Source organism: Aliihoeflea sp. 40Bstr573, assembly GCF_024105655.1.
GTDB lineage: Bacteria > Pseudomonadota > Alphaproteobacteria > Rhizobiales > Rhizobiaceae > Aliihoeflea.
In genome coordinates this window covers 38035-51110 of record NZ_JAAAMH010000021.1, presented here as the reverse complement: position 1 = coordinate 51110, position 13076 = coordinate 38035, and the positions used below count along the sequence as shown (strand labels likewise).

General features: G+C 65.0%; 15 protein-coding genes and 1 tRNA gene. 10 read left to right on the top strand and 6 right to left on the bottom strand.

The window, feature by feature from the left end:
• Nucleotides 1-119: 119 nt before the first annotated feature.
• Nucleotides 120-209: transfer RNA gene (locus GTK01_RS18055), tRNA-Ser, on the bottom strand.
• Nucleotides 210-420: 211 nt separating this feature from the next.
• Between GTK01_RS18055 and GTK01_RS18050 the strand changes: the two genes are divergently transcribed.
• The 4 genes from GTK01_RS18050 (at nt 421) to GTK01_RS18035 (ending at nt 3988) form a co-directional block, all read left to right on the top strand.
• The gene (locus GTK01_RS18050; RefSeq protein ID WP_252928723.1) at nt 421-741 is read left to right on the top strand and encodes a hypothetical protein; all 321 of its coding nucleotides are present in this window, start codon (nt 421-423) and stop codon (nt 739-741) included.
• Nucleotides 742-769: 28 nt separating this feature from the next.
• Nucleotides 770-1438, top strand: coding sequence for a peptide-methionine (S)-S-oxide reductase MsrA (gene msrA / locus GTK01_RS18045; protein WP_252928721.1), 669 nt, complete (start codon nt 770-772; stop codon nt 1436-1438).
• A 195-nt stretch (nt 1439-1633) separates the two neighbouring features.
• Nucleotides 1634-2629 carry a BMP family protein gene (locus GTK01_RS18040; RefSeq protein ID WP_252928711.1) on the top strand — a complete coding sequence of 332 codons (996 nt, stop codon included), beginning with the start codon at nt 1634-1636 and terminating at the stop codon, nt 2627-2629.
• Nucleotides 2630-2803: 174 nt separating this feature from the next.
• Nucleotides 2804-3988 carry an MFS transporter gene (locus tag GTK01_RS18035; protein WP_252928710.1) on the top strand — a complete coding sequence of 395 codons (1185 nt, stop codon included), beginning with the start codon at nt 2804-2806 and terminating at the stop codon, nt 3986-3988.
• On the opposite strand, the gene GTK01_RS18030 is transcribed toward GTK01_RS18035, so the two are convergent.
• Both GTK01_RS18030 and GTK01_RS18025 read right to left on the bottom strand, forming a co-directional pair.
• Nucleotides 3957-4727 carry an anti-sigma factor domain-containing protein gene (locus tag GTK01_RS18030; RefSeq protein WP_252928708.1) on the bottom strand — a complete coding sequence of 257 codons (771 nt, stop codon included), beginning with the start codon at nt 4725-4727 and terminating at the stop codon, nt 3957-3959. The genes GTK01_RS18035 and GTK01_RS18030 overlap by 32 nt on opposite strands.
• Nucleotides 4724-5257 (bottom strand): sigma-70 family RNA polymerase sigma factor, encoded by a 534-nt coding sequence (locus GTK01_RS18025; RefSeq protein ID WP_252928705.1) that lies wholly within the window; start codon nt 5255-5257, stop codon nt 4724-4726. The genes GTK01_RS18030 and GTK01_RS18025 overlap by 4 nt, the downstream gene beginning before the upstream one ends.
• A 205-nt stretch (nt 5258-5462) precedes the next feature.
• Between GTK01_RS18025 and GTK01_RS18020 the strand changes: the two genes are divergently transcribed.
• A complete protein-coding gene (locus GTK01_RS18020) occupies nt 5463-6254 on the top strand; it encodes a DUF4394 domain-containing protein (protein WP_252928703.1) in 792 nt (263 codons plus the stop codon).
• A 55-nt stretch (nt 6255-6309) separates the two neighbouring features.
• Here the strand turns inward: GTK01_RS18020 and GTK01_RS18015 are convergent, their stop codons facing one another.
• From GTK01_RS18015 to GTK01_RS18005, 3 genes are read right to left on the bottom strand one after another with little or no spacing between them, the layout of a single operon-like run.
• Nucleotides 6310-6513, bottom strand: a complete 204-nt coding sequence (locus GTK01_RS18015) for a SlyX family protein (RefSeq protein ID WP_252928702.1) — start codon at nt 6511-6513, stop codon at nt 6310-6312.
• Nucleotides 6510-6935, bottom strand: coding sequence for a thioesterase family protein (locus GTK01_RS18010; protein ID WP_252928700.1), 426 nt, complete (start codon nt 6933-6935; stop codon nt 6510-6512). The genes GTK01_RS18015 and GTK01_RS18010 overlap by 4 nt, the downstream gene beginning before the upstream one ends.
• Nucleotides 6935-8104: an iron-containing alcohol dehydrogenase gene (locus GTK01_RS18005; protein WP_252928698.1), complete on the bottom strand. Its 1170-nt coding sequence runs from the start codon at nt 8102-8104 to the stop codon at nt 6935-6937. Before GTK01_RS18005 ends, GTK01_RS18010 begins: the two co-directional genes overlap by 1 nt.
• Before the next feature lie 125 nt (nt 8105-8229).
• Between GTK01_RS18005 and GTK01_RS18000 the strand changes: the two genes are divergently transcribed.
• From GTK01_RS18000 to GTK01_RS17980, 5 genes are read left to right on the top strand one after another with little or no spacing between them, the layout of a single operon-like run.
• Nucleotides 8230-9762 carry an ABC transporter ATP-binding protein gene (locus tag GTK01_RS18000; protein WP_252928696.1) on the top strand — a complete coding sequence of 511 codons (1533 nt, stop codon included), beginning with the start codon at nt 8230-8232 and terminating at the stop codon, nt 9760-9762.
• Nucleotides 9759-10898, top strand: coding sequence for an ABC transporter permease (locus tag GTK01_RS17995; protein ID WP_252928694.1), 1140 nt, complete (start codon nt 9759-9761; stop codon nt 10896-10898). The genes GTK01_RS18000 and GTK01_RS17995 overlap by 4 nt, the downstream gene beginning before the upstream one ends.
• Nucleotide 10899: 1 nt before the next feature.
• Nucleotides 10900-11874 (top strand): ABC transporter permease, encoded by a 975-nt coding sequence (locus GTK01_RS17990; RefSeq protein ID WP_252928692.1) that lies wholly within the window; start codon nt 10900-10902, stop codon nt 11872-11874.
• Nucleotides 11874-12266, top strand: coding sequence for a cytidine deaminase (gene cdd, locus GTK01_RS17985; RefSeq protein ID WP_252928683.1), 393 nt, complete (start codon nt 11874-11876; stop codon nt 12264-12266). Before GTK01_RS17990 ends, cdd begins: the two co-directional genes overlap by 1 nt.
• Complete coding sequence (locus tag GTK01_RS17980; RefSeq protein WP_252928681.1) at nt 12263-13069, top strand: purine-nucleoside phosphorylase; 807 nt, start codon at nt 12263-12265, stop codon at nt 13067-13069. Before cdd ends, GTK01_RS17980 begins: the two co-directional genes overlap by 4 nt.
• Nucleotides 13070-13076 lie beyond the last annotated feature (7 nt).

Below are 13076 nucleotides of genomic sequence, written 5' to 3'. Positions count from 1 at the left end.
TCGCCCAGCGCGTCGAGGTTGCGGACGGCGAGGTCCGGATCATGGGATCGAAGACCCGGCTGCTCCAGGCGCTCACCGGAAAAAACGGCGTAAACTCAGTGCCCACTCAAGGACTGAAGTGGCGGAGAGAGAGGGATTCGAACCCTCGAGACGGTTTCCCGCCTACACACTTTCCAGGCGTGCGCCTTCGACCACTCGGCCACCTCTCCGGCGCGCCGCGGCCGAGCATCTCGGGCGGCACGGCGCTGATCTAGTCGATTGCAACGGCCTTGTGAAGGCCTCAACGCCGCGAAAGCGAACCGTTGCGGAATTTCATCGGCGAAGCATGATGGCATCGCGCCGGATTGCGCCTTTGGGCAGCTTGGACTAGCACCTCGAGAGCGCTTCGCCGAAGGTGGGGGGGCGTGGTAAGGATCGCTCATGGGTTTCCTGTTTCGCATCGTCTCGTCGTTCTTCCTCTCAATCGCCGTGATCGTCGCCGTCATCGACGCCGCGCGCTCGATCGCGGCCAATGCCGTGTCGCTTACGCCGCTGCGCGATGCGGCGCTTGCCGCCGGGCTCGATCTGGAAACGATGCTCGCGGGCATCGATCCGGCCGGGCCGGTTGCTGATTTCTGGCCACCGATCACGGTTTCGATAGCTTCCGCCCCCGCCATCTTGGTTTTCTGCGGCCTCGCCCTCATATTCTACGCCATTGGATACAGGCGCCGGCGAGACCCGCGGCAGGCGCTGCATGCATGAGCGGCAGGCCGCTCGAAGGAGATAGGCGATGTTCTTTATGGACGGCATCTTGAACAAGAAACTGAAGCTGCCAACCAAGGCCGAGGCGTTGCCCGGCCGCGCCAATGCGATCCCCACCGCCGCCAGTCATTACGTCTCCGGCATCGCGCAGAAATCCGAGGCGCCGGAAGGCTTCGAAACGATCTACTTTGGCATGGGCTGCTTCTGGGGCGCCGAGCGCCTGTTCTGGCAGACGCCGGGCGTGTGGTTGACGGCAGTCGGCTATGCTGGCGGCATCACGCCGAACCCCACCTATCAGGAAACCTGCACGGGGCTCACCGGCCATGCTGAGGTGGTCAAGGTGATTTTCGACCCCAAGGAAGTCTCCCTTGGCGAACTTTTGCGCATATTCTGGGAAAGCCACGACCCGACGCAGGGCATGCGGCAGGGCAATGACGTTGGCACCACGTACCGCTCTGCGATCTACACCACGACCGATGCCCAGTTGGAGGCGGCCGAAGCCTCGAAGGCACAGTATGAGCGAGCGCTGAAGGCAAAGGGACTGGGCAGCGTGACAACGGAAATCATGGCCGCGCCCGTGTTCTATTATGCCGAGGAGGACCATCAGCAATATTTGGCCAAGAACCCTTACGGCTATTGCGGTCTCCAAGGTACGGGCGTCGCCTGTCAGGTGTCGGCGGCGGCCGCTGTCGTCTGATTGGTCCAGGCTGGCCTTCTCGCCCAAGGCGAGCGAAGCCATTCATCCTGTTAGCCAAAGGTCAAAATTCCGCGTGAATTTTGTGCGCCTGCGTGCAAGAGTGCTGCCAGAGCGGGGGATACCCCGCCGACCGGCGTGCGGGGATCGCCCGTCGCGCCGGCACCAGGCAAGACAACCGACAGGGTGTGGATCACGATGAAGCGTATGGTTCTTGGCCTTCTGGCCGCAACACTATTGACCGTTCCGGCCTTTGCCCAGGACGAGATCAGCCCCGGTCTTCTCTTCGATCTCGGCGGCAAGTTCGACAAGTCCTTTAACGAGGCTTCGTTCGGCGGCGCCGAGAAGTTCAAGGAAGAGACCGGGATCGAATATGTCGAGTTCGAGATCTCGAACGAGGCCCAGCGCGAGCAGGCGCTGCGCCGCTTCGCCGAGGACGGCCGCAACCCGATCGTTATGGCGGGCTTCAACTGGGCCGCCGCCCTCGAGGTTGTTGCCGAGGAATATCCCGAGACGGACTTCGCCATCATCGACATGGTCGTCGAGAAGCCGAACGTCCGCTCGATCGTCTTCAAGGAGCAGGAAGGCTCCTACCTGGTCGGCATCCTCGCGGGCATGGCGTCGGAAACCGGCACGGTCGGCTTCGTCGGCGGCATGCAGGTTCCGCTCATCGGCAAGTTCGAGTGCGGCTATGTCGGCGGCGTCAAGGCAGCCAATCCGGATGCCAACGTCATCCGCAACTATACCGGCGACACGCCCGCTGCCTGGAATGATCCGACCCGCGGCGGCGAGATCACCCGCAACCAGATCGACCAGGGCGCGGACGTGGTCTACCACGCGGCCGGCGGCACCGGCGTCGGCGTGCTCCAGGCGGCGGCAGATGCCGACATTCTCGGCATCGGCGTGGATTCCAACCAGAACGGCATGCACCCGGGCAAGGTGCTGACCTCGATGATCAAACGGGTCGACGTGGCCGTCTACAATGCCTTTATGGACGCCAAGGACGGCTCGTTCGACTATGGCATCCAGAATCTCGGCCTTGCCGAGGATGGCGTGGGCTATGCGATGGACGAGAACAATGCCGAACTCGTCACCGAGGAAATGAAGGCGGCCGCCGAAAAGGCCAAGGCCGACATCATCTCCGGCGCGGTCGAAGTGCACGACTTCATGTCCGACAACGCCTGCCCCTACTGATCAAGCAAGACCAGTCTTAGGACCGCCGGGCTCATAGTCCGGCGGTTTTCGTTTGCGGCGCCGGCCGGCGCTTGCCCACGGACAACTTGGCCCATGCAAATGGGTCGGTTGGAAAGCGACAAGGCAAACCTCTCTCGATAAGAAGTGCGCGACACAACGCGCCGGAGCCGGCACTTGCAAACCCTACCTGCCGACAGACCCCTGCGCATTGCCGCTATCGTCTTGCTGCTGGCGACCGGCGTCTTCACCGGCGCGCAACTCGCAAAGACCGCGCCGCTGATCGGGTGGTATGTCGAGGCGGTGGGCATGACGCTGGTCGAGGCGGGCTGGGTGACGGCGCTTATCGGCATCTTTGTTGCCCTCGCCGCATTGCCGGCCGGTTTCGCCATCGCGCGGATGGGGCCGCAGCGCGCCTTCGTCGTCGCCGCCGCCATCATCGTTCCAGGCGGGCTGGTCCTCGCCGCGACGACCGAGCCCGGCCTGATCTTTATCGCCCGTATGATCGAGGGGCTTGGCTATGTCGTTCTTTGCGTCGGCTTGCCTTCGCTGCTGACGGCAATCTCGCCGCCCGCCTGGCGCGGCCCTGTCTTGGCAATCTGGAGCGGCTTCGTCCCACTCGGCTATGCGGTGTCGGATGTGCTGGCAGGCCTGATCGTGCCCGCCTTCGGTGCGCAGTCTTACCTGCTCGTCGTTGTCCTTCTCTTCGCAGCGCTCGCGCTCGCCTCGAACATCGTCCTGCGTTGGCTGACGGGCGTTCCGGCCGACGCCGCGCCCGCCGCGGCTGGCGCATCCGGTGTTTTCAGCCTGCCGATCCTGCTCGTTGCATTCGCTTTCGGCGCCTTCGTCCTGCAATCGGTGGCGCTGTTCACCTTCATGCCGACTTTCGCCGCGGTCCCGGGCACGCTCCTCATCGCACCCGCGATGGTGGCGCTTGCGACACCTATCGGCAATGCGCTCGCCGGCGTTCTTGTTGCCGGTCGCACCGCGCGCTTCATCGTGCTCTTGGCGCTGGCCGCGTTCGTCGTGACAACCATCGCCGCCCATTTCGCCTTCGTGGCGGGCGGTCCGCTCGCGGCAAGCTGGGGTGCCGTGGCGATGGCGGTGGCGAGCGGCGTTGTCGCCTCGGCGCTGTTTGCGGTGATCCCGTTCCTGGTCTCGCGGCCGCAGGCAATTCCGGCCGCGATCGGCCTCGTCAGCCAGGCGGGCGGCCTTGCGACCCTTGCAAGCCCGCCGCTCGCCGCCTTCATCATCGAGCGGGCGGGCTGGACCGGCCATGGCTGGTTCCTCGGCCTCACCGGGCTGGTCGGTGCGGCGGTCCTTGTTCCGCTCATCGCGGCGGGGAAACGGCGAGCCCCTTGACGAGGATCGGCCCGAGCGGCCGGCCGGCAGGTGACCGTGGCGCATCCTCGAGCGTGATCTCGTAGAGCTGGTCGGGGCGCGGCGTTGGCAGGTCGGGGCCGGAGAGCACCGCCTCGCGCGACGATGACATCGTGCCGAGGGAAACGGGCCCGACAGCTGCGTCGTAGAGCGTCCAAACTTCCAGAACCTTGCCGGCCGGCACGTCGAAATCGGTCAGCGGCAGAATGCGGACGCGGTCGTCGCCATAGGCCTCGACCAGAGCTCCGGGCACGTCCTCTTCATTGAGAAGCACGACGACCACCTCCGGATCGCGAGCGGTGACCGACGCCTGGCCGACCACATAGCCGAGCGCGCAGGCTGCCAGCATGGTGGCGGCGAGTGCGGTTCCCCGCGCACCGCGAAAGAAGCCGGACATCGGCCGCCTGAGGCCGAGAACTCCATGGCGGTCAGGCGCGGTGAGGGGAGTGCCGGAGGCCGCCATGTCCGATTGCACGAGCTCAAGACGCGTTTGCTGGGACGTACCAGCGGTCGCCGCCTCAATGCGCGACCACAAGGTATCGCTCACCGGCTCAAACGGCGCACTTCTGTCGAGGACTTCCAAGCGCTGCGCAAGCGACCAGACGGCCTCGCGGAATTCCGGGTCGATCGTCATGTCGCGTTCGGCGCGGGCGCGGTCGGCCTCGTCCATCAGGCCGAGCACGTAATCGCCGGCGCGCATGATGAGTTCCTGGCTCGTCATGACAGGCACTCCTTGAGCGAAGCGACGCCGCGCCTGATCCAGGCTTTCACGGTGCCCACGGGTGCGCCCAGATGGGCGGCGATCTCGCCATGCGAAAAGCCCACGACGTAGGCCATGACGATGGAGCGGCGCCGCTCCGGCTCGAGCTGGTCGAGGCAGCGCTTCAGGTCTTCCGTCTCCGGCAGGTCGGCATAGGCCGCGTCGGCGTCTGCGGCGCGGTCGCCGAGCGTGGCGAGCTGGTCGGCATCGTGGAAATCGAGGCGGCTGCCGTCGCGGATGAGGTTGAGCGCGCGGTGGCGAACGATCGTGGTCATCCAGGCACGCGCCGCACCGCGCTCATGATCGAAAAGCGCTGCCTTGCGCCAGATGGTGACGAAGGCTTCCTGGACGACGTCCTCGGCAAGTTCGCGCCGGCGCACGATGCGCTTGGCGATGGCGACGAGGCGGGCGGCTTCGAGGTCGAAGATCGCGGCCAGCGCCGACCGGTCTCCATTCGCCACGCGGCGCATCAAGCTGTCGCAATCGTCCATTCGTGCATCCAATGCGTCGCTCCCCGTTCTGTCTTCCCGCCCACTTTACACATGCCGCACTCCCTTCCGATGCAAGGGCACGAAAAAAATCCGCATCGCTGCATCCAGATGGGCGACTCGCGTGTAAAGCAGTCGGAGGACCTGCGCGAAACAACGCGCGCCTCTCCCCGAAACGTTCTTTGAAACGCCAACAGGAGAACCGTCAATGTCCATTCGTCTCACCCGCATCGCCCTTGCTGCCGGCGTCGCCACGCTCGGCCTTGCATCCGCCGCCGCTGCCGCCCCTGCCGTAGGTCTCGTCGGCGACAAGACGCTCGTCTGGTTCGATACCGATGCGCCCGAAATTTCCAACACAGCCGAGGTCGAGGGCGTCGACAGCCTGATCGGCATCGACGTGCGCCCGGCCGACAACATGCTTTACGGTGTGGCCGGCGATGGCACGATTGTGACCATCGACCTTGAATCCGGCGCCGCGACGGCTGGCGAGCAGCTTTCCGAGATGCTGCCTGACGGCGTCGAAGGCATGGTCGACTTCAACCCCGTCGCCGACCGCATCCGCGTGATGGGCACCGACGGCACCAACCTGCGCATCCACCCTGATACCGGCGAGACGACGGTCGACGGCTCGCTGAACTTCGAGGCGGGTGACGAAAATGCCGATGCCACGCCGAACGTGGTCGCCACTGCCTACACCAATTCGATCGGCACGCCCGAGGCGACCGCGATGTACGACATCGACGCCGGTCTCGGCGCGCTCCTGCGCCAGACGGCGCCGAACGACGGCACGCTGGCCACCCTGGGCTCGCTCGGTATCGAGGGCGCTGAGACCTACGCGCTCGACATCCAGGCGACCGCCGAGGGCGAAAACACCGCCTGGCTCGTCGCAGGCAATGGCCTTTACACGGTCGACCTCGAAACCGGCGCGACAGAGATGGTGGCGGAGATCACCGGCGCGGATGGTGACATTCGCGACATCGCTATCCTGCCCGCAATGTAGTTGGCGGCCTGAGCGGAAGGGAAAGGCCGGGTTCGCCCGGCCTTTTTTCGTGTGCTCAGTAGTGCGGCGGCCTGGTCACCGGAATCTCCGGCGCCGATTGCTCCTCGAGCGCGAGAAAGCGCTCCGTCAGCGCGTCGAGCTTCTTTTGCATGCGCTCGATCACCTGCCACTGGCGCGCGACCTCGGCAGATAGTTCCTCGATGGTGCGCTCATGTTCGGCGGCAAGCGTTTCGAGTTGGACAATCCGGTCTTCGCTCATGACGAGATGCTTTTGAGTTTGGCGCGCAGCGCCGGATTGAGCGAGGCAGGGCGGCGCGTTCCCGCATCCACATAGACATGCACGAAGAAGCCCTCTGCGGCTGCCTCATCCTCGCCGTTGCGGAACAACCCGATCTCGTAGCGCACCGAGGAATTGCCAAGCCTGGCGACGCGGATGCCGGCATGCACGGTGTCGGGAAACGCCATCTCGGCAAAATACTTGCAGCCCGTCTCGACGACCAGCCCGATCTGCTCGCCCTTTTGGATATCGAGCACTCCGCCCTCGATCAGCCAGCCGTTCACCGCCGTGTCGAACAGCGAGTAGTGAACCACATTGTTCATGTGGCCATAGGCGTCGTTGTCCATCCAGCGCGTGGTGATGGTGCGGAAGGTGCGGTAATCGGCGCGGGTGGAGCGGGTCATCACCACGCTGCCCTGTAAATCGCCAGCGCATCCGACTCCGACACCGCACGCGGATTGTTCACCAGGAGCCGCTGCTGCTTCATCGCATCCGCCGCCATCTTGGAAAGCGCGTCCTCGCCGATGCCCACGTCGCGCAGCCGCGTCTGCAATCCGACGCGTTTCGACAGTGCCGCCAGTTCCTCGATGAACGCCGCGCAACGCCCCTGGACGCCCTCTTCGCCAGTGAGCGCCGGGAAGCAGTCGCCCGCGATCTCGGCGTAAAGATGTGCCGCGTCCGGCGCGTTGAAGCGCAGGACATGCGGCAGGACCAGCGCATTCGACAGCCCGTGCGGAATGTGGAACGTGCCGCCGATCGGGTAGGCGAGCGCATGGACGGCGGCGACGGGCGAGTTGGCGAAGGCCTGGCCCGCCAGCATCGAACCGAGCAGCATCGCTCCGCGCGCATCGCGGTCCTGCCCGTTGTCGATCACCTTCTCGATATTGGCGCCGAGCAATCGCAACGCTTCGCGCGCGAGCATCTTCGACAGCGGATTGTTGTTGGCGCTCCTGGAGGCATAGGCCTCGATCGCGTGGACCATCGCGTCGATGCCGGTCGCGGCCGTGATGGCCGGCGGCAGGCCGAGGGTCAGGTCCGCGTCGAGGATGGCGACGTCCGGCAGGAGGATGGGCGAGGACACGCCGCGCTTTTCCTCCTCGCCGACGGTGATGATGGAAACCGGGGTCACTTCCGAGCCGGTTCCGGCCGTGGTCGGGATCAGGACGAGCGGCAGGCGCGGCCCCTTGGCCTGTCCCACGCCCCACGCCTCGTCGAGGTCTTCCCCCGAACCGATCAAAAGCGCCGCAAGCTTGGCGATGTCGAGCGACGAGCCGCCGCCGAAACCGACGACCCCGCTCGCCCCTCGTCCGGCCTCGACCGCTTTCATCAAGGTCGCGCGCGACGGATCCGCCTCGACCTCGTCGAACACCATGACCGTTAATCCCGCACCTTGGAGCGAGGCCATCGCCTCATCGCACAATCCGATGCGACGCAATCCCGGATCGGTGACGAACAGCACGCGGTTGCCCACGCGCCTGGCCACGATCTCGCCGAGCCGCGCGGCGCTGCCGGGCTCGAACACGATCGATGCCGTTGTGTTGAAGGTGAAGGGAGAAACGGGGGCTTCTGTCATGCGCGCGAAAGTGCCAAGCGGCCCGCCGCTTGTCGAGTGCCAAAGCGTTAACTGCCTGCATTTGCAGGCCGGATGCGCTCATGCTAATTCCGAAGCTTGACCAAGCGTCCAGACGGAAATCCTGCATGTCCGAAGCTGCGATCGAACTTGTCGGCATCAACAAGAGCTTCGGCCCTGTTCATGCCAACAAGAATATCGACCTCAACATCAAGGCCGGCACCATCCACGGCATCGTCGGCGAGAACGGAGCCGGGAAATCGACGCTGATGTCGATCCTCTACGGATTCTACCAGGCCGATTCCGGCGAGATCCACGTCGCCGGCAAGCCGGTGGCGATCACCAGCTCCAATCACGCCATCGCGCTTGGCATCGGCATGGTCCACCAGCATTTCATGCTGGTTCAAAATTTCACGGTGCTCGAAAACATCATCCTCGGCGCCGAGCGCGAGGCGCTGCTCAGTTCCTCCATTTCCAAGGCGCGCTCGGAATTGAAGCGCCTGGAGAAGGAGTACGGCCTCGACGTCGATCCCGATTCCATCATCGAGGATCTGCCCGTCGGCCTCCAGCAGCGCGTTGAAATCCTAAAGGCGCTCTATCGTGGCGCCGATATTCTTATCCTCGACGAGCCCACCGGCGTCTTGACGCCGGCCGAGGCCGATCACCTCTTTCGCATTCTCGCCCAGCTGCGGGCCGAAGGTAAAACGGTTGTGCTCATTACGCACAAGCTGCGCGAGATCATGGCCATCACCGACAATGTCTCCGTGATGCGCCAGGGCCAGATCGTGGCGACGCGCAAGACGGCCGAGACGACCGTCGAAGAGCTGGCCGAACTGATGGTCGGCCGCCGCGTTCTTCTGCACGTCGAAAAGGGCGATGCCCGCGCCGGGGAGGTCAAGCTGTCGGTGCGCAACCTCACGGTAGTCGATTCGCGCGGGGTCAAAGTCGTCGACGATGTCTCCTTCGACGTGCGGGGCGGCGAGATCGTCGGCATTGCGGGCGTCGCCGGCAACGGCCAGTCGCAGCTTCTGGAGACGATTTCCGGCATCCGTCCCGCCGTCTCCGGCACCGTCATGCTCGACGGCAGGCCGATCGACGTCACCGGCGCGGCCGATCCGGGCGAGTTGCGCGACCGCGGCCTTGCCCATGTGCCGGAGGACCGGCACTATGTCGGTCTCGTCCTGCCCTTCGAGGAATATGAGAACTCGATCCTCGGCTATCACGACCGTCCCGAATATCTGAATGGGCCGTTCCTGAATATCGAGGCGATCCGCGCCGATGCGAAGAAGAAGATCTCGCAATACGACATCCGTCCCGGCAATGAGCGGCTGAAGACCGCGAATTTCTCCGGCGGCAACCAGCAGAAGATCGTTTTGGCGCGCGAGATGGAAAAGGACCCCGGCGTCCTCGTCATCGGCCAGCCGACGCGCGGCGTCGATGTCGGCGCCATCGAGTTCATCCACAAGCGCCTGATCGACATGCGCGACCAGGGCAGGGCAGTGCTGCTCGTCTCGGTCGAGCTCGACGAAATCCGATCGCTCTCCGACCGCATCCTGGTGATGTTCGACGGCCGCGTGGTCGGCGAGCGCTCCGGCGAAGCGACCGAAGGCGAACTCGGCCTCCTGATGGCCGGCATCGACGGCAAGGAGGCCGCCGAATGAGCGTACCTTATGCAAAGCTTCCCGCCTGGGCCGACTATGGGCTGATCCCGCTGATCAACGTCGTCGTTGCCTTCGCGGTCGCCGGCCTCGTCGTCTTGCTCGTGGGCGAAAGCCCGGTCGAAGCCTTTACCTACCTGATCGAGGGCGCATTCGGGCGCGGGCAGAACATCGCCTATACGCTCTACTATGCGACGAGCTTCATCTTCACCGGCCTTGCCGTCGCGGTTGCCTTCCATGGCGGGCTGTTCAACATCGGTGGCGAGGGGCAGGCTTACGTCGGCGGGCTCGGCGTCGCGCTCGTCGTCCTTGCGCTCGACGGCACGTTTCCGTGGTGGGTCAATTTTCCGCTCGCCATCGTCGGGGCTGCGTTCATGGGCGCGTTGTGGGCCTTCGTGCCGGCCTATCTCCAGGCCAGGCGTGGCTCGCACATCGTCATTACGACGATCATGTTCAATTTCATCGCCGCCAGCCTGATGGTCTATCTGCTTACCACCGTGCTCAAGCCGGCCGGCTCGATGTCCCCGCAGACGCGCACATTCCTCGACGGCGGGCAGTTGCCGAAGCTGAACTTCGTCTTCGACTGGTTCGGCGCTTCGGTCCGTTCCTCGCCGCTCAACATTTCCTTTCTGCTGGCGCTCGTCGCGGCCTTCCTCGTCTGGATATTGATCTGGCGCACCAAGCTTGGATACGAGATCCGCACGCAGGGTTTCAGCCCCAAGGCGGCGCGCTATGCTGGAATTGGCGAGACGCGGATCGTGCTCGTCACCATGCTCATCTCCGGCGCGCTGGCCGGCATGATGGCGCTCAACCCGGTCATGGGTGACGCGAACCGGCTGCAGCTCGACTTCGTCACCGGCGCCGGCTTCGTCGGTATCGCCGTGGCGCTGATGGGCCGCTCGCATCCTGCCGGCATCATTCCGGCGGCGATCCTCTTCGGCGTGCTCTATCAGGGCGGCGCGGAAATCGCTTTCATGATGCCCTCGATCAGCCGCGACATGATCATCATCATCCAAGGCTTGGTGATCCTTTTCGCCGGCGCGCTGGAGCACATGTTCCGACCGTCCCTGCAGGCGCTGTTCGCCTCGATCTCGCCGCGTTCGGGCGCGGGCGAAGCCGCCGGCCAGAAGGGAGCCTGAGATGGATCAAGCCTTCGTCGTCCTGATCCAGATCCTGGATTCCACGATCCGCCTTTCGATACCGCTCATGTTCGCGTGCCTTGCCGGGCTCTATTCCGAGCGCGCCGGCGTGTTCGACATCGGCCTTGAAGGCAAGATGCTGGCCGCTGCCTTCGCCGGCGCGGCGGCAGCCGCCGTCTATGGCTCGGCGTGGATTGGCCTTTGCTTCGCCGTCATGGTCTCGGTCGCGCTGGCGCTCGTCCACGGCTTCGCCTCGATTACCAATCGCGGTAACCAGATCGTCTCGGGCGTCGCCATCAACTTCATCGCGGCCGGCACCACCGTCATCCTCGGCCAGGCCTGGTTCGCGCAGGGCGGGCGCACCCCGTCGCTCTCCGCCGAAACGCGCTTCACCGGCGTCCACCTGCCCTTCGCGCAGGAACTGCGCGAAGTCCCCATCGTCGGCTATATCTACTACGAGCTGATCTCCGGCCATTCGATGCTCGTCTATCTCGCCTTCGCGACCGTCGCCTTCACCTGGTGGGTCCTGTTCCGCACGCGCTTTGGCCTTCGCTTGCGCGCGGTCGGCGAAAACCCGGCCGCCGTCGACACCGCGGGCATCTCGGTCACGTGGCTGCGCTATCGCGCGGTCATCTGCACGGGCATCCTGTGCGGTTTTGCCGGTGCCTATCTTTCGATGGGTCTTGGCGCAGGGTTCGTGAAGGACATGACGGCCGGCCGCGGCTACATCGCGCTCGCCGCACTCATCTTCGCCAAATGGAAGCCCGTGCCGGCGATGTTCGCCTGCCTGCTGTTCGGCTTCCTCGACGCAGTCTCGATACGCCTTCAAGGCTCGCCGCTGCCGATCATCGGACCGGTGCCGACGCAGCTCATGCAGGCATTGCCTTACATACTGACCGTGATCCTGCTTGCCGGCTTCATCGGCAAGGCGATCCCCCCGCGCGCCGGCGGTGTGCCTTATGTGAAGGAGCGGTGATGTCGAGCGACCTCTTTGCCGCCGCCCGCGAGGCGATGACCCGCGCCTACGCGCCCTATTCGAAGTTCCCCGTTGGCGCGGCGCTCCTGACGACCGATGGCCGCGTCTTCACCGGGGCGAATATCGAGGTCGCCTCCTATCCGGAGGGCTGGTGCGCCGAGACGACGGCGCTCGGTCACTATGTCATGGCAGGGGGCGGCAAGCTGGCGGAAATCGCCGTCGTCGCCGAGAAGATGGATCGAATCACGCCCTGCGGCGGGTGCCGTCAGCGGCTGGCCGAATTCGCCGATCCCGATACCAAACTGCATCTGTGCGACCAGAACGGCATCGTCGAGACGGTGACCATGGCCGAAATCCTACCTTTCGGCTTCCGCGGAGACACGTTGAAATGAAGGATACGGCTGCCCGCCTGGCCGAACGCCTCGAAGGGCGTGCGCCCAAGATCGCGCTCGTCCTCGGCTCCGGCCTCGGCGGCCTCGTCGACGAGGTCGAGAACGCCGTCCGCATCCCTTATGGCGAGTTGCCGGGGTTCCCGGCGAGCGGCGTCACCGGCCATGCCGGCCAGATCGTCGCCGGCGACCTGTCGGGCCGTCCAGTGCTGATGCTCGCTGGCCGCGCGCATTATTACGAGCACGGCAACGCCGCCGCCATGCGCCCGGTCCTCGAAACGCTCGCAGCCACCGGTATCGACCGGCTGTTCTTGACGAACGCCGCCGGCTCGCTGCGCGAGGACATGCCGCCTGGCTCGGTGATGATGATCACCGACCACATCAATTTTTCCGGCACCAACCCGCTCTTCGGCGAACAGACCGACCGCCGCTTCGTGGGCCTGACCGAAGCCTATGACCCGGGCCTGCGTGCAGTGATCGAACGCGCGGCGAAGACGACCGGCACGGAGCTTCATAAGGGCGTCTACATGTGGTTTTCCGGTCCCTCCTTCGAGACGCCGGCCGAAATCCGCATGGCGCGGGTCTTCGGGGCCGATGCGGTCGGCATGTCGACCGTCCCCGAAGTAATCCTCGCCCGCTTCCTCGGCCTGCGCGTCGCCGCCTGCTCGGTCGTGACGAATCTTGCCGCCGGCATGACCGGCGGGGAACTGTCGCACCAGGAGACGAAGGAGATGGCGCCGCTCGGCGGCAGGCGCCTGGCGGCGATCTTCAGGGCAATGTTCGCGGATGATGCGCTGGATGGGTGACGGATCA